This is a genomic window from Actinokineospora spheciospongiae, from assembly GCF_000564855.1.
Classification (GTDB): Bacteria; Actinomycetota; Actinomycetes; order Mycobacteriales; family Pseudonocardiaceae; genus Actinokineospora; species Actinokineospora spheciospongiae.
On the sequence record NZ_AYXG01000039.1, the window covers coordinates 29,668 to 50,055 of the forward strand.

Genomic DNA, 20,388 nt, shown 5'->3' on the forward strand with positions numbered 1-20,388 from the left:
ATCCCCATCATGCGAACGTTCCCCGACGACTTCTTCGGCGAAATCCTTACCCGCCGGGCCGAGGAAACGCCAGAGCGCACCGCTTACCATTTCATTACAGGCGGTGACACCGACACGGTGTCCTATCGCCGACTCCACCAAAGCGTACTCGCCGCCGCGGCGGCACTTCGGGAGCACGCCCGACCCGGCGACCGGGTACTGCTGATGCCGGGGCCCGGTGAGCGTTTCGTGGTCGCATTCCTCGCCGCCCTGCATTGCGGTGTGATCGCGGTGCCGAGCTATCCGCCGGTGACCGAGAAGAACCTGGCGCGGCTGCGCGGGATCGCCGTGGACGCCGAGCCGGTGGCCGTGGTCGCCGACGCCGCGGTCCTGGCCCTGCTGCCCGCGGGCGACCCGGTGTTCGACCGGCTCACCCGGGTCGACGCCGCCGCGCTCACCGCGCCCGGCGCGGGCACCGAGGTCGACCCGGTCGCGACCACCCCGGCGTTCCTGCAGTACACCTCGGGGTCGACCGGCGCACCCAAGGGTGTGCTGGTCAGCCACGCGAACCTGCTGCACAACTCGGCCGTCATCGCCGAGAGGATGCGGCTGGGCGCGGAGTCGACGCTGGTGAGCTGGCTGCCGCCGTACCACGACATGGGCCTGGTGGGCGGCGTGCTGCAACCGCTGTTCTCCGGCTTCCCCGGGGTGCTGACCCCGCCGATGGAGTTCCTGCAACAGCCGATGCGCTGGCTGCGCCTGGTCTCCCGGTTCGGCGCCACGGTCAGCGGCGGCCCGGACTTCGCCTACGAGCTGTGCGCCCGCCGCTACCGCCCCGACGACGCCGACGACCTGGACCTGAGCCGCTGGCAGGTGGCGTTCAGCGGGTCCGAGCCGATCCGACCGAGCACCTTGGACCGGTTCACCGAAGCGTTCGCACCGCGCGGTTTCCGACGGTCGTCGTGGTTCCCCTGCTACGGCCTCGCCGAGACGACCCTGTTCGTCAGCGGCGGACCGGTGGGGGTCGAGCCCGTCACCCGGGTGGTCGGGGACGACAGTCCGGGGGCCGTCACCGAACACGTCGGGTGCGGCGGGCTGCCCGAGGGCCTCGACGTCCGCGTGGTGCGCCAGGACGGGGACACCGAGCTGCCCGACGGCGAGGTGGGCGAGGTCGTCGTGGCCGGGGCGAGCGTGGCGGCGGGCTACTGGAACGGCGTCGCCGCCGACCGGTTCGACCTGCGGCTGCCCGGTTGCGCCGAACCGTTCCTGCGCACCGGGGACCTCGGGGTGATCGCCGACGGGCAGCTCCACATCACCGGCCGGCTCAAGGACGTGCTGATCATCCGGGGCCGCAACCACTACCCGCAGGACGTCGAGGCGTGCGCCGAGCGCGCCCACGACCTGGTGCGGGCGCACGGCAGCGCGGTGTTCACCGTGCCCGGACCGGACGCCGAGCGGCTGGTCGTGGTGGCGGAGATGTTCCAGCGCAAGGACCCGGCCGGTGTCGCCGACGCCGCCGCCGCGATCCGCCGCGCCGTCGCCGAGGAACTGGGGCTGCACGTGCACACCGTCGTCGCGGTCCGGGCGCGCGCCCTGCCGCGCACCGCCAACGGCAAGCTGCGCCGCCAGGAGTGCCGGGCGCTGTTCCTCGGCGGCGCGCTGGACCTGCTCGAACCGGCGGGCCAGGAGGCGGGCCGATGAGCGCCCTGGAGACCCTGACCGCCATCGCCGCGCGCCTGCTGGAGTGCGACCCCGCCGGGCTGGACCCCGACACCGCGCCGCTGGAGCTGGGTTTCGACTCGCTGCTGGCGATCGGCCTGGCGCACGAGGCGGAGACCGCCCTGGGCGTCGTGCTGCCGGTGGGCGACATCCTCGCCGGGCGCACGCTGCGCGAGCTGGCCGAGTCCGCCACGGGCGGGTCCCGCGCGGCGGTCACCGCCGGGGAGCGGCCCGACCGGCTGCCGCTGTCGGCGGCGCAGCGCCGGATGTGGGTGCTCGACCAGCTCGACCCCGGCGCGTACGTGCTGGTGGGCGCGATCCGGCTGCCGCGGGAGCCCGACGCCGCCGACCTGGCCGCGCGCCTGACGCGGGTGGCCGAGCGGCACGAGGTGCTGCGCACCGTCTTCCCGTCCGACGCCGACGGCCCGCACCAGCACGTCCTGCCCGCCGGGTGGGTGGAGGTGGCGACGCTGCCCGAGGGCGCGGACGCGGTCGCGGCGCTGACCGCCGACCCGTTCGACCTGGCCCGGGGTCCGCTGGTGCGCGCCGCCGTGGTCGGCCGCGACCTGGTGCTGGCCGCGCACCACATCGTCTGCGACGGCTGGTCCCTCGACGTCGTGCTGGACGAGCTGACCGCCGAGGACCCCGCCCCGCCGCCCGTGCAGTACGCCGACTACAGCCTGTGGCACCACCGGGTGCTCGACTCCGGTGAGCGGGAGCGGCAACTGGCGCACTGGCGGGAGCGCTTCGCCGAGGTCCCCGCGCCGCTGGAGCTGCCGGTGGACCACGCGCGCACCACCGCCGACGGCGCGGGCGCGGTGCACGAGCACGTCGTCCCCGCCGAGGTGCGGGCCGCGCTGGCCGGGGTCGCCCGCGAACACGGCGTGACGACGTTCGTCGTGCTGCACGCCGCCTACGCCACCTTCCTGTCCCGGATCACCGGGCAGACCGACGTCGTGGTGGCCACCCCGGTCGCCAACCGCCCCGACCCGGCGCTGGACCGGCTGGTCGGCTTCTTCGTCAACACCCTCGCGCTGCGCACCGACCTCGGCGACGCCCCGACGTTCGGGGTGCTGCTGCGCCGCTGCCGCGACACCCTGCTCGACGCGCAGCGCAACCAGGACCTGCCCTTCGACGAACTGGTCGACGCCCTGGTGCCCACCCGGGCGCCGGGGGCGGCCCCGCTGGCGCAGACCATGCTGACTGTGCGCCGCCGCATCGATCGGGCCGGGGCCACCGCCCGCGAGCTGCACACCGGGACGGCGAAGTTCGACCTGTCGCTGGACGTCGAGGACACCGGCGTGGAGTTCGCGCTGCGCTGGGAGTACCGCACGGCCCTGTTCGACGAGGCGACGATCGCCGGGTTCGCGGGCTGGTTCACCGTGCTGCTCCAGGGGATCGCCGACCGCCCGGGGTGGCCGGTGGACCACCTGCCGCTGCTGACCGCCGCCGAGATCACCGCCCGCGCCGACCTGGGCGAAGGGCTCCCGGTCACCAAGGCGCCGTCGGCGCTGTCGCGCTTCGCCCGCGCCACCCGCCGGTTCGCCGACCGCACGGCCCTACGGGCGGGGGCGGACACCGTCACTTACGCGGAGCTGTCCGCCCGGGTGCACGCGCTGGCGGACCGGTTGGTCGCGCTGGGCGCCGGGCCGGAGGCACTGGTGGGCCTGCACGCGGGCCGGGGCATCGACACCGTCGTGGGGTTGTGGGCGGTCCTGCACACCGGGGCGGGGTACCTGCCGCTGGACCCGACGCACCCGCCGCGCAGGCTGGAGCAGATCGTCGCGGCGGCGGACCCGGTGGTGGTCCTCGCCGAGCCGGACCTGCCCGAACTCCCCGCGCGCACGATTCCGCTCACCGAAAAGTCCGATGTGGACGCAGACGTCCAGCGGACCGCCCCGCTCCCGGAGAACCTGGCCTACGTCCTCTACACCTCCGGCTCGACCGGGGTGCCCAAGGGCGTGGCGGTCACGCACGCGAACCTGGCGAACCTGCTGGTCGCCATGGACGAACTGCTCGCCGGGCACGACCAGCAGACCTGGCTGGCGCTGACCAGCACGGCGTTCGACATCTCCGTCGTCGAACTCATCTGGACCCTGACCACCGGCGCGACGGTCGTGTTCCCCGACGACTCCCCGGTCACCGACCAGCTCGACGGAATCACCCACCTGCAAACCACCCCGTCCTACGCCACGAAGCTGCTCACCCGGGACGTCTCCGCCCTGGCCGGGCTCGACACGCTCTTGCTCGGTGGCGAAGCCATCTCCCCCGCCCTGCGCGAACTCCTCCACCAACTCCCCCACACCAGGCACATCAACGGCTACGGACCCACCGAAGCCACCGTCTACGCCACCACCGCACCCATCGACACCACCGCGGCGACCACCCCCATCGGCCTGCCCGTGCCCGGGGTGACCGCCCGCCCGCTGGACCGCGCGCTGGCCATCACCCCCACCACCGGTGAACTGTGCCTCGGCGGTGCCGGGGTGGCCCGCGGCTACCTGGGCAACCCACGGCTGACCGCCGCCCGCTTCACCCCCGATCCGCATGGCGAACCCGGTGCGCGGGTGTACCGGACCGGCGACCTCGCGCACGCCGAACCCGATGGGGTGCTGCACTTCCACGGCCGCGCCGACCAGCAGACCAAGGTCAACGGCTACCGGGTCGAACTCGGCGACATCACCGCCGCGCTCACCGCCCACCCGGCCGTCCGCGCCGCGCACACCGCCCTGACCCCGGGCCCGGAGATCACCTCCTACCTCGTCGGCGACGCGGACGAGACCGACCTGCGCGCGCACCTGCGCGGCCTGCTGCCGACGTGGATGCACCCCGCGCACCTGGTGGCGCTGCCGGAGCTGCCGCTGACCGTCAACGGCAAGCTCGACACCGCGCGGCTGCCGCTGCCCGACCGGGCGGCGCGGGTGCACCGGGCGCCGGAGGGCGCCACCGAGCAGGTGCTGGCCTCGATCTGGGCGGAGCTGCTGGGCACCGCCGAGCCGGGGCGCGACGACGACTTCTTCGCCTCCGGCGGGCAGTCGCTGCTCGCCGCGCAACTGGCCGCCCGGGTGCGCGCCGCGCTGGGCAGGAAGCTGTCGGTGCGGGCGGTGTTCGAGCACCCCACGATCGCCGACCTGGCCGCGCACCTGGACACCTGCCCCCGGGGTGACACCGCGTCGCTGCCGCTGCCCCGGCCCGCCCGGCTGCCGCTGTCGGCGGCGCAGCGCCGCATCTGGGTGCAGGCCCAGTTGTCCACGAAGGACGCCTACGTCATCGCGGGCGCGGTGCGGATCACCGGCGAGGTCGACCCGGCCGAGCTGGGTGCCCGGCTGGACGCGCTGGTGGCCCGGCACGAGGCGCTGCGCACGGTGTTCCCGCACGACGCGGACGGCCCCCACCAGGTGGTCCACCCCGCGGGTCCGGTGCCGCTGCCGGTGATCACCGCCGGGGAACGGCGGGAGCTGATCAACCGGCCGTTCGACCTGGGCACCGGGCCGCTGCTGCGCGCGGCGCTGGTCCCGGCCGACAGCGGGGTCGAACTGCTCGTCGCGGTGCACCACATCGTCTGCGACGGCTGGTCGCTCGGCGTGCTGCTGGCCGAGCTGACCGGGTCGACCGCCGAGCCGCTGCCGTTGCAGTACGCCGACTACACCCTGGCCGAGGCGGACCACGACCACGCCGCGCACCTGGCGCACTGGCGGTCCCGGCTGGCCGACCTGCCCGACGCGCTGCGGCTGCCCACCGACCACCCGCGCCCGGTCGGCTCCGACGGCCGCGGCGCCAACCACCACCAGGTCCTCGACGCCGACCTCACCGAGCGGCTGCGCGCGTTCGCCGCCGAGCGCGGCGCGACCCTGTTCATGGTGGTGGCCGCCGCCTACGCGGCCCTGCTGGGCAGGCTGTCCCGGAGCACCGACGTGCTGATCGGCACCCCGGTCTCGCACCGGCCGGACCCGGCGCTGGAACCGCTGGTGGGGCTGTTCCTCAACACCGTGGCGCTGCGGCTGGACCTGTCCGACGACCCGACCGCCGCCGGGCTGGTGGCGCGGGCCAGGGACGCGGTGCTGGGCGCGCACGAGCACCAGGACGTGCCGTTCGAGCACGTCGTCCGGGAACTGGGCGCGGTCGCGGAACCGGACGTGCACCCGGTGTTCCAGACCATGCTCTCGGTGCGGCCGGAGCTGCCCGGGGTCGTCACCGCCGACGGCGTGGAGTACCGGGCGAGCGCGGTCGACACCGGCACCGCGAAGTTCGACCTGTCGGTGGAGGTCGTCGGGATCGACGGCCCCGCGCCCGGCCTGCGCTGGGAGTACCGCACCGAGCTGTTCACCCCCGCCACCGTGGCCGGGTTCGCCGGTCACCTGCGCACCCTGCTCGCCGCGATCGCCGATGCCCCGGCCACCCCGGTGAGCGCGCTGCCGGTGCTGACCGGCGTGCAGCGGGCGGCGGCGGTGGGGCACCGCGCCCCGGCGGGCACGACCGGCGTCCTGACCCGCTGGCGCGCGGCGCTGGCCCGCCACGGAGACCGGACCGCGCTCGTGCAGGGCGACCGGACGCTCACCTACACCGAACTGGCCGACCGCGCGCACGCCCTCGCCGCCCGGTTGCGCGCCGAGGGCGCCGGGCCGGAGTCGTTGGTGGGCCTGCACAGCGTGCGCGGGGTGGACACCGTGGTCGGGCTGTGGGCGACCCTGCTCACCGGCGCCGCCTACCTGCCGCTGGACCCCACGCACCCGCCCGCCCGGCTGCGCCGGATCACCGACGACGCGAACCCGGTCGCCGTCCTCACCGAACCGGCGGCAGGCCCGGCGCCGACGACCGGCGTTCCGGTGCTGGACCTGAACTCCGACCACCTGGCCGATCAACCAGCCGCGACCGACCCGGGCGTGGACCCGCACCCGGAGTCGCTGGCCTACGTCCTCTACACCTCCGGCTCGACCGGCGTGCCCAAGGGCGTGGCGGTCACGCACGCGAACCTGGCGAACCTGCTGCACGCCATGGACGACCTGCTGGGCACCCCGGAACCGCAGACCTGGCTCGCGCTGACCAGCCCGGCGTTCGACATCTCCGTGGTCGAACTCGTCTGGACGCTGACCACGGGCGCGACCGTCGTCCTCCCCGACGCGGGCGACGAGTCGGCGGCCCTGCCCGGGGTCACGCACCTGCAAACCACCCCGTCCTACGCCACCAGGCTCCTCACCCGCGACACCGCCGCGCTGTCCGGCCTCACCACACTGATGCTCGGCGGTGAAGCCATCTCCCCCGCCCTGCGCGAACTCCTGCACCAACTCCCCCACACCAGGCACATCAACGGCTACGGACCCACCGAAGCCACCGTCTACGCCACCACCGCACCCATCGACACCACCGCGACCACCACTCCCATCGGCACCGCTGTGCCCGGGACCGGCGCGGTCGTGCTGGAGCCGTCGCTGCTGCCCGCACCCGACCACGTGATCGGCCGGTTGCACCTGTCCGGCGCCGGGGTCAGCCGCGGCTACCTGGGCAACCCCCGGCTCACCGCGCAGCGGTTCCGCCCCGACCCGTACGGCGAGCCGGGCGCGCGGGTGTACGACACCGGGGACCTGGCCCACCGCGACCCGGGCGGTGTGCTGCACTTCCACGGCCGCGCCGACCAGCAGACCAAGGTCAACGGCTACCGGGTGGAACTCGGCGAGGTGACCGCCGTCCTGGTGCGCCACCCCGCCGTCCGCTCGGCGCACACCACCCTCGGCCCGGACGGCGACATAGTGTCCTATGTGGTCTGGGCGGGTGAGCCCGCCGCCGACGCGCTGGCCGCCCACCTCGGCGAGCAGTTGCCCGCCTGGATGCGCCCGGCCCACCTGCTGCCGCTCGACGAACTCCCGCTGACCGTCAACGGCAAGCTCGACACCCGCCGCCTCCCGGCCCCGACCACCGCCCCCGCGCCGCCCACCCCGCCGCGGACCGCGGCCGAACACCTGGTCGCGGCGCTGTTCGCCGAGCTGCTGGGGGTCCCGGTCGACTCCACCGCCGACGACTTCTTCCGCCGCGGCGGGCACTCCCTGCTGGCCACCCGACTGGCCGCCCGCCTCGGGCTGCCGCTGCGCGCGGTCTTCGACCACCCCACGGTCGGTGCCCTCGCCGCGCACCTCAACACCACCGGGACCGCCCCCACGCCCGCCCGGCGGCCCCGACCCGACCGGCTGCCGCTGTCCCCGGCGCAGCGCAGGCTGTGGTTCCTGGAACAGCTCGCGCCCGGCGCCTACGCGGTCCCCGTCTCGGTCCGCATCAGCCCCCGGATCGACCACGCCCGGCTCGCCGCCGCGCTGGACGGCCTGGTGGCGCGGCACGAGGCGCTGCGCACGACGTTCCCGCACGACGCCGACGGCCCGGTGCAGCACATCGCCGAACCCGCGCCGACCCCGCTGCCCGTGCTCGACGCGGAGCGGGTGGCGGCGTGGCGGGACGCGCCGTTCGACCTCGCCGAGGGGCCGCTGGTGCGGGCGGCGGTCGTCGAGCACGCCGACTCGACCGAGCTGCTGCTCGTGCTGCACCACAGCACCTGCGACGGCTGGTCGCTGGACCTGCTGCTGGACGAGCTGGTCGCCACCCTGGACGGCACCCCGCCGACCGACGAGCCCGCGCAGTGCGCCGACCACACCCTGTGGCAGGCCGACCTCCTCGCGGGCGGCGAGCGCGACCGGCAACTGGGCTACTGGCGGACCCGGCTCGCCGACCCGCCCGCGGCGCTGCTGCTGCCCACCGACCGCCCGCGCCCCGACGGCCCCACCGTGCACGGCGCGCAGCACACCCACGCCCTGCCCACCGAGGTCGCCACAGGTCTACGCGACCTCGCGGCGGCCCACGGCACCACCGTCTTCGCCGCCCTCTACGCCGCCTACACCGTCCTGCTCACCCGCCTCAGTGGACAGTCCGATGTGGTCGTGGGCACCCCGGTGGCCAACCGCACCGGGACCGAACTGGCCTCCGTCGTCGGCTTCCTGGCGAACACACTGGCCCTGCGCACCCCGGTCGAGCCGTCGACCCCGTTCGCGGCGCTGCTCGACCGCTGCCACCGCACGCTGGTCGAGGCGCAGGAGCACCAGGACCTGCCGTTCGAGGAGATCGTCGACGAGCTGCGGCTGCCGCGCGACCACACCCGCAACCCCCTGTTCCAGGCCATGCTCACCCTGCGGCACGAACGCGGCGGGCGCACCGCCGCCGGGCACGCGATCACCACGGTGGGCGAGGACACCGGCACCGCCAAGGCCGACCTGACCCTGGCCGTGCACCAAGACCCGGCGGGCGGGCTGGAACTGCGCTGGGAGTACCCGACGGAACTGTTCGACGCGGCCACCGCCGCCCGGTTCGCCGAGTGCTTCACCGTGCTCACCGCCGCCGCGGTCTCCGCACCGGAGACCGCCGTCGACGCGCTGCCCCTGCTGTCACCCGAGGCCCGCGACCGCGCGATCGCCTCGGGCACCACCGACGCCACGCCCGACGCGCACGTTCTCGTGCTCGACGGGTTCGCCGCGCGGGTCGCCGAAACCCCGGACGCGGTCGCGCTGCGCGACGACTCCGGCGCGCTGACCTACGGCGAGCTGGACCGCCGCTCCCGCGACCTGGCCGCGCACCTGCGCGGGCTCGGCGTCGGCCCGGACACCCTGGTCGGCCTGCACGCCCACCGCGGCACCGGCCTGGTGGTCGGGATCGTCGCCATCCTGCGCGCGGGCGGCGCCTACCTGCCGCTGGACCCGGCGTACCCGCCCGCCCGGGTGCGGGCGATCGTCTCCGACGCCCGCCCGCCGGTGGTGCTGTTCGACGCGCCACTGCCCGAACTGGCCGGGGTCACCGCGGTCCCGCTGGACCTCCCGCTGCCCACGGCCGACGACCCGGTCACCGTGCACCCGGGGAACCTGGCCTACGTCATCTACACCTCCGGTTCCACCGGCACCCCCAAGGGTGTCGCCGTCACCCACGCGAACCTCGCCTCCTCCACGGCGGCTCGGTCGGGCGTCTACGACGGCCCGGTGCGCGGGTTCGTGCTGGTGTCCTCCCCCGCGTTCGACACCTCCGTGGCGTCGATCTTCTGGAGCCTCACCGCGGGCGCCGAACTGCACCTGCCCGCAGACGGGGCGCAGCTCGACCTGGATCACCTGGAGTCGTTGCTGCGCAAGCCCTCGGCCAGCCACCTGGTCTGCCTGCCCTCGCTCTGGCGGCTGCTGCTGGCGCGGTTCGAGGGCGATCCGGGCGCGCTCCGGGTGGTGGCCGTCGCGGGTGAGCCGGTCGACCCGGCGCTGGTGGACCTGCACCACCGGACCTGCCCGGACGTGGCGCTGTTCAACGAGTACGGGCCGACCGAGAACACCGTCTGGAGCACGGCGGCACGCCTGTCGCCCGGTACCGCCGTGTCGATCGGCGCGCCGATTCCCGGCTCCGGGGCGCACGTCCTCGACGCCCGGCTGGAGCCCTGCCCGGACGGCGTTGTCGGCGAGGTGTGGCTGACCGGGTCCGGTCTGGCCCGCGGCTACCTGCGAAATGCGCGGCTCACCGCGAACCGCTTCCGCCCCGACCCGCACGGTGCTCCCGGGACCCGCGCCTACCGGACCGGCGACCTGGCGCACCGCGCCGCCGACGGGCGGCTGTCCTTCCGCGGCCGGGTCGACGCCCAGGTCAAGATCCGCGGCTACCGGGTCGAACCGGACGAGGTGACCGCGACCCTGCTGCGCCACCCCGCCGTCTCCGCCGCGCACACGGTGGTGCGCCAAGGCCCGGGCGGTCCCGAACTGGTGGCCTACACCGTCGCCGACACCACCCCGGCCGAGTTGCGGGCGCACCTGGCCGGGCACCTGCCCGACTGGCTGCGCCCCGCGCACCTGGTCGCACTGCCCGCCCTTCCGTTGACCCCCAACGGCAAAGTCGACGCCCAAGCCCTGCCCGCGCCGACCCCGGAGTCCGTTGCCGGCGCCGCCCCCACCACCCCCGCCGAGGAGCGGGTGAGCGAGGTGCTGCGGCAGCTACTGGGCACCGGGGGCATCGGCGTCGACCACAGCTTCTTCGAGCTGGGCGCGCACTCGCTGCTGCTGGTGCAGGCGTGCGAACTGCTGCGGCCGATGCGCGCGGACCTGCGGGTGGTCGACCTGTTCCGCTACCCGACCGTCCGCACGCTGGCCGCCTACCTCTCCGGCGGGCCACAGCGGACCGACTCCCCCGCGGTCGACCCCGGCTCCGGCCGGGCCCGGCTGACCCGCCGCCGCGCCCGCGCCGCGCGGGTGCCCGACCGCACCGAGCCGATGACCGAGCCGATGGAGGCACCGTGACCACGCACCTGCCCGGTGCCGACCCCACCGAGGCCGCGCCCGCGCCGGAGGCCCCGGTGGACGCCATCGCGGTGGTCGGCATGGCGGGCCGCTTCCCCGGGGCCGGGGACGTCGGGGCGTTCTGGGCGAACCTGCTCGCCGGGGTCGACTCGGTGACCGACACCCCGGGCGCCGGGCCGCGCGGGGTGCTGGCGGACGCGGAGCTGTTCGACGCCGGGTTCTTCGGTTTCAGCCCGCTGGAGGCCGAGCGCACCGACCCGCAGCACCGGGTGTTCCTGGAGTGCGTGCACGCGGCCCTCGACGACGCCGGGCACGGCGACCCGGCCCGCAGGCCGGTGACCGGGCTGTACGCGGGTTCCGGGTTGAGCACCTACCTGCTCGACGTGCTGGCCAGCCCCCGGCACACCGCCGACCTGGACGAGTCGCAGTTGGTCATCGGCTGCGACAAGGACTACCTGGCCACCCGGGTCGCGCACCGGCTCGACCTGCGCGGCCCCGCCGTCGTGGTGCAGTCGGCGTGCTCGACGTCGCTGGTGGCGGTGCACCTGGCGGTGCAGGCGCTGCTGGCCGGGGAGTGCGACCTGGCGGTGGCGGGCGGGGTGTCGGTGCGCGGCGGTTCCGCGTCCGCCCTGCCCAGCCGGGGAGATGGCATGGTGTCCCCGGACGGGCGCTGCCGGGCCTTCGACGCGGGCGCCACCGGCATGGTCTCCGGCGACGGGGTCGGCGCGGTGGTGCTGCGCAGGCTCGACGACGCGCTGGCCGACGGCGACCGGGTGCTGGCGCTGGTGCGCGGGTCGGCGGTCAACAACGACGGCGCCGCCAAGGCCGGGTACACCGCGCCCTCGGTCGGCGGTCAGGTCGAGGTCATCCGCGCCGCGCACGCCGCCGCGGGCACCGACCCGGCGACCGTCGGGTACGTCGAGGCGCACGGCACCGGCACCCGGCTGGGCGACCCGATCGAGGTGGCCGCGCTGGCCGAGGCGCTGGGGCCGGGCCGCGACTGCGTGCTGGGCTCGGTGAAGACCAACATCGGCCACCTCGACGCCGCCGCCGGGGTCGCCTCGCTGATCAAGGCCGTGCAGGCGGTGCGCACCCGGGTGGTGCCCGCGACCCTGCACTTCCGCACCGCCAACCCGGAACTGGGCCTGGCCGAGACTCGGTTCCGGGTCAGCGCCGAGCCGCGCCCGTGGTCCGGGCGGGCCGGGGTCAGCTCGTTCGGCATCGGCGGCACCAACGCGCACGTGGTGCTGGAGGAGGCGCCCGCGCGCCCCGCGCCCGACGCGCACCGCCCGTGGCAGCTAATCCCGCTCAGCGCGCGGACCCCGGAGGCGCTGACCGGCGCGGCGGCCCGGCTCGCCGACGCGCTCGCCCCCCTGACCGGCGCTGAGTTCGCCGACGCCGCGCACACGCTGCAAACCGGCAGGCAGGCCTTCGGCCACCGGCTCGCCGTGGCCGCCCGCACCGGCGCCGAGGCCGCCGACCGGCTGCGCACCGCTGCGCACTCCACTGTGGAGGGTGCGCCGCCGGTCGTCTTCCTGTTCTCGGGGCAGGGGTCGCAGTACCCGGGCATGGGTTCCGGGCTGCGCGAGACCGAACCGGTGTTCCGCGCCGAGTTCGACGCGTGCGTGGGCATCGCCGCCGACCTGGGCACCGACCTGAGCGCCGCGCTGGCCGACCCGGAGCTGTTGCGGCGCACCGAGTTCACCCAGCCCGCGCTGTTCGCCGTGGAGTACGCGCTCGCCCGGCTGTGGGAGTCCTGGGGCGTGCGCCCGGCGGCCGTGGTCGGGCACAGCGTGGGCGAGCTGGTCGCCGCCTGCGTCGCCGGGGTGCTCACCCGGGAGGACGCGCTGGCCCTGGTCGTCGCCCGGGGCCGGGCCATCGCGGCCTGCCCGCCGGGGGCGATGCTCGCCGTGGGCGCGGACGACCTGGGGACCTTGCCGCCCGGGGTGGAGGTGGCCGCCGTCAACGCCACCGCGCAGACCACCGTGGCGGGTCCGGCCGACGCCGTCGCCGCGTTCGCCGAGGACTGCGCCGCCCGGGGCGTCCGCACCCGGCTGCTGCGCACCTCGCACGCCTTCCACACCTCCGCCATGGCCCCCGCCGCCGCCGAGGTGGCGGCGGTGGCGGCCACCCTGGCGCACGCCCCGGCGCGCATCCCGCTGCACTCCACGGTGACCGGCGAGCCGATGACCGAGGTCGACCCCGGCTACTGGGGGCGGCAACTGCGCGCCCCGGTCCGCTTCGCCGACGCGGTGGCCCCCGTGCGCGGCCTGCCGATGGTGGAGGTCGGCCCCGGCCGGTCGCTGTCCGAGCTGGCAGGCCCCGGCGCCCGACAGAGCTTGCCGACCGCGGGCGCCGACCGGCACGACGCGGCCACGCTCGTGGAAACCGCCGCCGCCCTGTGGTGCGCGGGGGTTCCGCTGGACTGGTCGGGGCTGCACCGAGGTCAGCGCCGCCGCCGCACCGGCCTGCCCGGCTACGCCTTCCAGCGCACCCGCCACACCGTCCGGGGCGACGCCGCCCCGACACAGGTCATCCGACGCGCGCCCCGGGAGACAGCGCCCCAGGAGGCGTCACCGGAGAGCGCGCCCCGGGAAACAGCGCAGCGGGAGCCGGGGACGGGCACCGAGCAGGTCGTCGCGGCGGTGTGGGAGCGGCTGCTGGGCGTCGAGGGCGTGACCCGGGACCAGTCGTTCTTCCAGCTCGGCGGGCACTCGCTGGTCGGGATGCGGGTGCTCGACGAGCTGGCCGCCAAGTTCGGCGTCCGGCTGCCGGTGGCCGCGCTCTACGACCACCCCACCCTGGGCGAGCTGGCGGGCGCGGTCGACCGCGCGGAGGCGACCGACCTGCCGCCGATCACCGCCGGACCGGTCGACGGCGCACCGCTGACCCCGACCCAGGAGCGCTTCTGGCTGCGCCAGCGGGCGGTGCCCGAGGACGTGGCGGGCACGGTGTTCGTCGCGGTCCGGCTGCGCGGCAGGCTCGACCGGGCCGCGCTGGAGCGCGCCTGCGCCGCCCTCCCGGCCCGGCACGCCGTGCTGCGCGCCCGGTTCGTCGACACCCCGGACGGCCTGCGCCAGGTGGTGCCCGCCGCCGCCGGGCTGCCGCTGCGCTCGCGCACCGCGAGCACCCCGGCCGAGCTGGAGGACCTGGCCCGCGCCGAGGCCGAGCGCCCGTTCGACCTGACCGCCGAGCCCCCGGTGCGCGCGCTGCTGGTGAGCCTGCCCGACGACGAGCACGCCCTGATGCTGTCGGTGCACCACATCGCCACCGACGCCGCCTCGAACGCGGTCCTCCTGCACGACCTGGCCGCCTGCTACGCCGCCGAGGCGCGCGGCGAGCGCCCCGAGCTGCCCGAACCCGACCTCCAGTTCGCCGACTACGCCCGGTGGCTGCGCGCCCGGCTGGCCGACGGCGAGCAGGAGCGGGCGGAGGCGCACTGGCGGGCGAGCCTCGACGGCGTGTCCACCGCGGTGCAGCTCCCGGTCGACCGCCCGGCGGGCCGCACCATCCACTCCGGACGGCTGACCCACCGCACCGCCGACCTGGGCGCGCTCGACGCGTACCGCGCGCGGACCGGGGCGCCGCTGTTCGCCTGCCTGCTGGGCGCCTTCCAGGTGCTGCTGAGCCGCTACGGCGCCGGGGAGCGGTTCGTGGTGGGCGTGCCGGTGACCGGGCGACGGCTGCCGGAGCTGGAGTCGGTCGTCGGGCCGCTGTTCGCCACGGTGCCGCTGGTGGCCGACCTGTCCGGCGCACCGGGCTTCGCCGAGGTCGCCGAACGGGTGCGGCACACCGCGGCGGCGGCCTTCGAGCACGCCGCCGTGCCCGCCGAGCGGTTCCTGCCCGGCCCCTACGACGTGCTCTTCGCCCTCCAGGACACCCCCGCCCCGCCCCCGGACCTGCCCGGCCTGGGCGTCGAACCGCTGGAGCTGGGCCGTGGCACCGCCCAGTGCGCGCTGACGCTGTCCCTGGTGCGCGAGGGCGGTGGGCTGACCGTGCTGGTGGACTACGACACCGCCCGCTTCGACCGCGCGACCGTGGAGGCGCTGCTGGCGCACTACGAGCGCCTGCTGCACACCCTGCCCGACAGCGCGGTCCCCGTGGACCGGGTGCCGCTGCTGTCGGAGGACGAGCGCGCGGCGGTCCTGGAATCCCTCGCCGACCACGCCGAGCTGCCGTGGACCACGGAGGCGGTGCACGCGCTCGTCGCCGCCCAGGTCGAGCGCACCCCGGACGCCACCGCCGTGGTCTTCGGGGACGAGGAGCTGACCTACGCCGAGCTGTGGCGGCGGGTGCTGACCGAGGCGCGCGGGCTGGTCTCGGCCGGGGTGCGCCGCGGCGAAGTGGTGGCCGTGTGCCTGCCGCGCTCGGCCGAGCTGGTGGTGGCGCTGCTGGCGGTGCTGACCGCCGGGGCGGCCTTCCTGCCGCTGGACCCGGCCCACCCGGCTGACCGGCGCCGCCGGATGCTGGCCGACTCCGGGGCCACCCGGCTGATCGGCTCCGACCCCGACCTGACCGGGGTGGACCAGCACCGGCCGGGGGCGGGTGCGGACGGGGTGGCGCTGCCCGGGGTGGGCGCGGGCGACCTGGCGTACCTGATGTACACCTCGGGGTCGACCGGGGCGCCCAAGGGCGTGGCGGTCGCGCACACCGGGGTGTCGGCGGACCTGGACTGGCGGCGGGCGGTGACCGGGCTCGGCCCGGGTGACCGGCTGCTGCACACGGTGTCGTTCGCCTTCGACCCGTCGGTGTGGCAGCTCTTCGGCCCGCTGGTGACCGGGGCCGCGGTCGTCGTGGCCGACCAGGAGACGACCGCCGACGCGACCGCCGTCGTGGAACTGGTCGCCGCGCGCGGGATCACCGTCGCCGACTTCGTCCCGGCCCAGCTCGGCCGGGCGCTGGAAGTCGCGGACGGGCGGCTGCGCACGCTGCGGCACGTGTTCTGCGGCGGCGAACGGCTCGGCGCGGACCTGGTGGCCCGCTTCCACGCGGCCACCACCGCCACCCTGCACAACCAGTACGGCCCGACCGAGGCCACCATCGACACCACCTCGCACGCCCTGCCCCGCGACCGCGCCGAGACCGAGGTGCCGATCGGGCGGCCGGTGGCGGGCAAGCGGGTCCGCGTGCTCGACGCGCACGGCGAACCGGTGCCCGCGGGCGCGGTCGGCGAGCTGTGGATCGGCGGCACCGGCCTGGCCCTGGGCTACGCCGGGGCGAGCGGGCAGACCGCGGCCCGGTTCCGGCCGGACCCGTTCGGCGAGCCGGGGTCGCGGATGTACCGCAGCGGTGACCTGGCCCGGCACCGGCCGGACGGCACGCTGGAGTTCGCGGGCCGGGTCGACGGGCAGATCAAGGTCAACGGTGTGCGGATCGAGCCCGCCGAGGTCGAGCGGGTGCTGCGGGCGCACCCGGCGGTGGCCGAGGCGGTCGCGGTGCTGCGCCCGGTGCGCGGCCTGCCCGCCCTCACCGCGTACGTGACCCCCTCGGGTGCCGAGCCGCTGGACCCGGCGGCGCTGCGGCCGTTCGTGGCAGGCAGGCTGCCGTCGGCGTTCGTGCCCGCGCACGTGGTGGCCATTCCCGCGCTGCCGCTGAGCCCGACCGGCAAGGTCGACGTCCGGGCGCTGCCCGAGGTCGATCCCGGTACCGGTGCCCGGACGCCGAAGCCGGGCACGGAGGCGGCGCTGGCGGCGCTGTGGGCCGAGGCGCTGGGCCTGCCGGAGGTCGCCGCCGACGCGGACTTCTTCCAGCTCGGTGGGGATTCGCTGGTGGCGGTGCGGTTGATCCGCGCCGTGCGCGACCGCTTCGGCATCACGGTGGCGCTGGGCGACTTCTTCGCCGCCGCCACGGTGGAACGGCTCGCCGAGGCGGTCGAGGCGGGGGCAGACACCCCGCCGCTGCGGCGCCGGACGACCCCGGACGCCCCGCTGTCGTGGAGCCAGCGGCGGGTCGCCGCCGTGGCCGCCGCGGGCGGCACCGGGGCCGAGGTCGAACTGGTGGTCGCGGCCCGGATCTCCGGCGGGGTGGACGAGGACGCGCTCGCCGGGGCGCTGACCGCCCTGGTGGCCCGGCACGAGGCGCTGCGCGTGGTCGTCGACGGCGACCGGCAGCGCCCGGTGGACCCGTACGACGTGCTCGGCAACACCGAACCGCTGTCACTGGACACCGGCAGGCTGCTGGCCGCCGATTTGTCCACTGTGGAGGAGGGGCACCGGTTGGTGCTGCGGGCGCACCGGATCGCCGTGGACGGCGCCGCGGCGGGCGTGCTCGCCACCGACCTCGCCGCCCTCTACCGGGCCCGGCTGGCGGGCGCCCCGGACCCGCTGCCGCTGCGGCTGCACCACCCGGACTTCGCGGCCTGGGAACAGGACCGGCTCACCCCCGGGGTCGTCGACGCGGCGGTCCGCGACTGGCTCGCCGACACCGCCCCGACCCCCGTCCCCGGAGCGCTGCGCGTCCCCCCTGGTCCGGGCGGTCCCCGGCAGGTCCGCACCCACGTCCTCGACGAGCGGCAGACGGCCCGGTTCGCCGAACTGGCCCGGGAGCACGGGGTGCCCGCGCGGTCGCTGCTGCTGGCGGTGCTGGCCGACTGCGCCGAGGCGGTCACCGGGCCGCTGCCCATCGCGGTCCCCGTGAGCGGGCGCACCGACCCGGCGCTGGACGGGGTGGTGGGCCGGTTCGTCAACCTGGCCGTGGTGCGCCCGGTCGGGGCAGGCGACTTCGCCGACCGGGTCCGGCGCACCCACGCCGAGGCGCTTTCCGCCTACCACCGGCAGCAACTGCTCCCGCACACCGCGCTGGAGCGGGTCGTGGACCTGCCGCTGATGGCCGACCTCGCCGACCCGGCCCCCGCGCTGGGCACCGGCCTGGTCGCCGAGGCGCCACGGGAGCACTGGACGGACTTCGGGCTGGCACTTCAGGCCCACCACACCGAACACAGGTTGGAGCTGGTGATGCTGTACGACGCGCGGATCGACGGGGCGGCCGTGCCCCTGGCGGAGGCGGTCTTCGCCCGCCTGGCCGCCCTCACCACCCGGGACGAGCGGTGACCGGGGCGCGGACCGGGGTCGACCCCCGGCAGCGGGTCTCCACCATGATCGAGGGCTACCGGCGCAGCGCCCTGGTGCACACCGCCGCCGAACTCGGCGTGGCCGCGCACCTGGCTGGCACCCGGCGCACCGCCGCCGACCTCGCCTCCCGCGTCGGCGCCCACGAGCGACCGCTCACCCAGGTGCTGCGCGCCCTCGTCGGCCTGGGCCTGCTCGACCAGGACGACGACGGCCGGTTCGGCCTGACCGAGGCGGGCGAATACCTGGACCCGGCGCACCCGGGGTCGCTGCACGGGCAGGCGGTCTACTTCGGCGGCGCCAGCTACCGGGCCTACTCGGGCCTGACCACCGCCCTGCGCGAGGGCGGGATCGCCTTCGACCACGTCTTCGGGATGCCCTACTACGACCACCTCGACCGCGACCCGGTGCTGGCCGAGCACTACCACCGGATGATCGCCCTGCCCGCCGGGTCGGCGGCGCTCATCGGCAGCCTGTTCGACTTCTCCACCGCCACCGAGGTGGTCGACGTCGGCGGCGGCAACGGTTCGCTGCTCGCGGAGATCCTCACCCTGGCCCCGGCCGCGACCGGGACCCTGTTCGAGCTGCCACTGACCGAGCCGTCGGCCACCCAGACCCTCGCGTCGGTGCCGGGCGGGGACCGGTGCCGGTTCGTCCCCGGCGACTTCCGCGAGCACGTGCCCCCCGGCGGCGACGTCTACGTGCTCTCGCGGGTGCTGGCCAACTGGCCGGACCCGGTGGCCGGGCGCATCCTGGCCAACTGCCGCGCCGCCCTCGGCGCCACCGGCAGGCTGCTGGTGTTCGAGATGATGGCGCCGGACCGGATCGAGGAGGGCATGTCCGTCGTCGAGGGCGACCTGAACGCCCTGGCCCACCTCGGCGGCGCGGTCCGCACCCGCGCGCAGTTCACCGAGCTGCTGACCTGCGCGGGCCTGCGGCTGGACCGCGTGCAACAGGTCCCGGGCACCTTCTGGACCCTGTTGGAGTCCAGTGTGGATGGTCGGCCGTGAGCGCGATCCCGGTCTTCGCCGGACCGCCGCTGCTGGGGCTGAACCTGCGCTTCCTGCGCGACCCCATCGGCATGTTCAGCCAGGCCCGCCGCGACCACGGCGACGTGGTGCAGCTCGACCTCGGCCTGGCCGGGCCGCTGCACGCGGTCTTCCACCCCGAGGGCGTCAAGCGGGTGCTGATGAACGGCCGCCGCACGCACCGGCAGCTCCTGCGCGAACTGCTCGGCAAGGGCCTGTTCACCAGCCCCAGCGGCGACGACTGGGGGCGCAGGCGCAGGCTGCTGACCCCGCTGTTCCGCGCCGAGCGACTGGCCGCGATGACCCCGCTGCTGCTCGGTCCGCTGGACGAGGCGCTGGACACCCGGTGGCGCACCGGCGAGCGGATCGACCTGGCCACCGAGATGAAGCGGATCACCGTGGCGATGATGGTCGAGGCCACCTTCGGCACCGGCGCCGACGTCGACCGCACCGCCGCCCGGGCCGCGCTGGACTTCCTGCTCGGCTACGTCGACCACCAGCTCTTCACCTTCGCCACCGCCCCCCGCTCCTGGCCGACACCCGCGAACCGGCGCTACCGCACCGACATCGCCGCGCTGCGCCGGATCATCGGCGACGCCCTGGTGGCCCGCACCCGGCGGCCGGGCACCGAGCCGACGTTCCTCGACGGGCTGCTGGAGCACCGGGCCGGGTTCTCCGACGAGGAACTGGTGGACGAGGTGCTGTCCATCTTCATCGCGGGCACCGAGACCACCGGCACCGCGCTGGTTTGGGCGCTGCACCTGCTCAGCCTCAACGGCGAGGTGGCCGAGCAACTGCGCGCCGAGGTGGACGACGTGGTGGGGCAGCAGGACCCGACCGGGGACCTGCTGCGGAAGCTGCGGGTGCCGCGCGCCGCCGTCCGCGAGTCGCTGCGGCTCTACCCGCCCGCGTGGGCGCTGCGCCGGGTGCTCGACGAGCCGCTGGACGTCGGCGGGCACGTGCTGCCCGCCGGGGCGCGGACGATCGTGTCCTCGTACGTGACCCACCGCCACCCCGACGTGTGGTCGACCCCCGACGCGTTCCTCCCCGAGCGCTGGCTCTCCGGCGAGGAGCGGCACCGCTTCGCCTACTTCCCGTTCGGCGCGGGCGCGCACCAGTGCGTCGGCAACACCTTCGCCCAACTGGAGGGCGACCTGGTGCTGACCAGGGTCGCCCAGCGCTTCCGCCTCGACCCGCTGCCCAACCAGCCGACCGGGACCAAGCCCGCCATCGCGCTGACCCCCGTCCCAGCGCCGACCCCGCTGCTGATGCCCGTCTGACCCGACAAGGACCAGG

General features: G+C 75.9%; 5 protein-coding genes. All 5 read left to right on the plus strand.

Annotated features, from left to right (window positions below; translation table 11 throughout):
• Positions 1 to 9 precede the first annotated feature (9 nt).
• From UO65_RS04755 to UO65_RS04775, 5 genes are read left to right on the plus strand one after another with little or no spacing between them, the layout of a single operon-like run.
• A complete protein-coding gene (locus tag UO65_RS04755) occupies positions 10 to 1,680 on the plus strand; it encodes a fatty acyl-AMP ligase (protein WP_084175319.1) in 1,671 nt (556 codons plus the stop codon).
• The gene (locus UO65_RS04760; protein ID WP_035279105.1) at positions 1,677 to 10,997 is read left to right on the plus strand and encodes a non-ribosomal peptide synthetase; all 9,321 of its coding nucleotides are present in this window, start codon (positions 1,677 to 1,679) and stop codon (positions 10,995 to 10,997) included. The genes UO65_RS04755 and UO65_RS04760 overlap by 4 nt, the downstream gene beginning before the upstream one ends.
• Complete coding sequence (locus tag UO65_RS36575) at positions 10,994 to 18,046, plus strand: hybrid non-ribosomal peptide synthetase/type I polyketide synthase (protein ID WP_052020728.1); 7,053 nt, start codon at positions 10,994 to 10,996, stop codon at positions 18,044 to 18,046. Before UO65_RS04760 ends, UO65_RS36575 begins: the two co-directional genes overlap by 4 nt.
• A complete protein-coding gene (locus UO65_RS04770) occupies positions 18,043 to 19,074 on the plus strand; it encodes a methyltransferase (RefSeq protein WP_052020730.1) in 1,032 nt (343 codons plus the stop codon). The genes UO65_RS36575 and UO65_RS04770 overlap by 4 nt, the downstream gene beginning before the upstream one ends.
• Positions 19,071 to 20,372 (plus strand): cytochrome P450, encoded by a 1,302-nt coding sequence (locus tag UO65_RS04775; RefSeq protein ID WP_035279107.1) that lies wholly within the window; start codon positions 19,071 to 19,073, stop codon positions 20,370 to 20,372. Before UO65_RS04770 ends, UO65_RS04775 begins: the two co-directional genes overlap by 4 nt.
• Positions 20,373 to 20,388 lie beyond the last annotated feature (16 nt).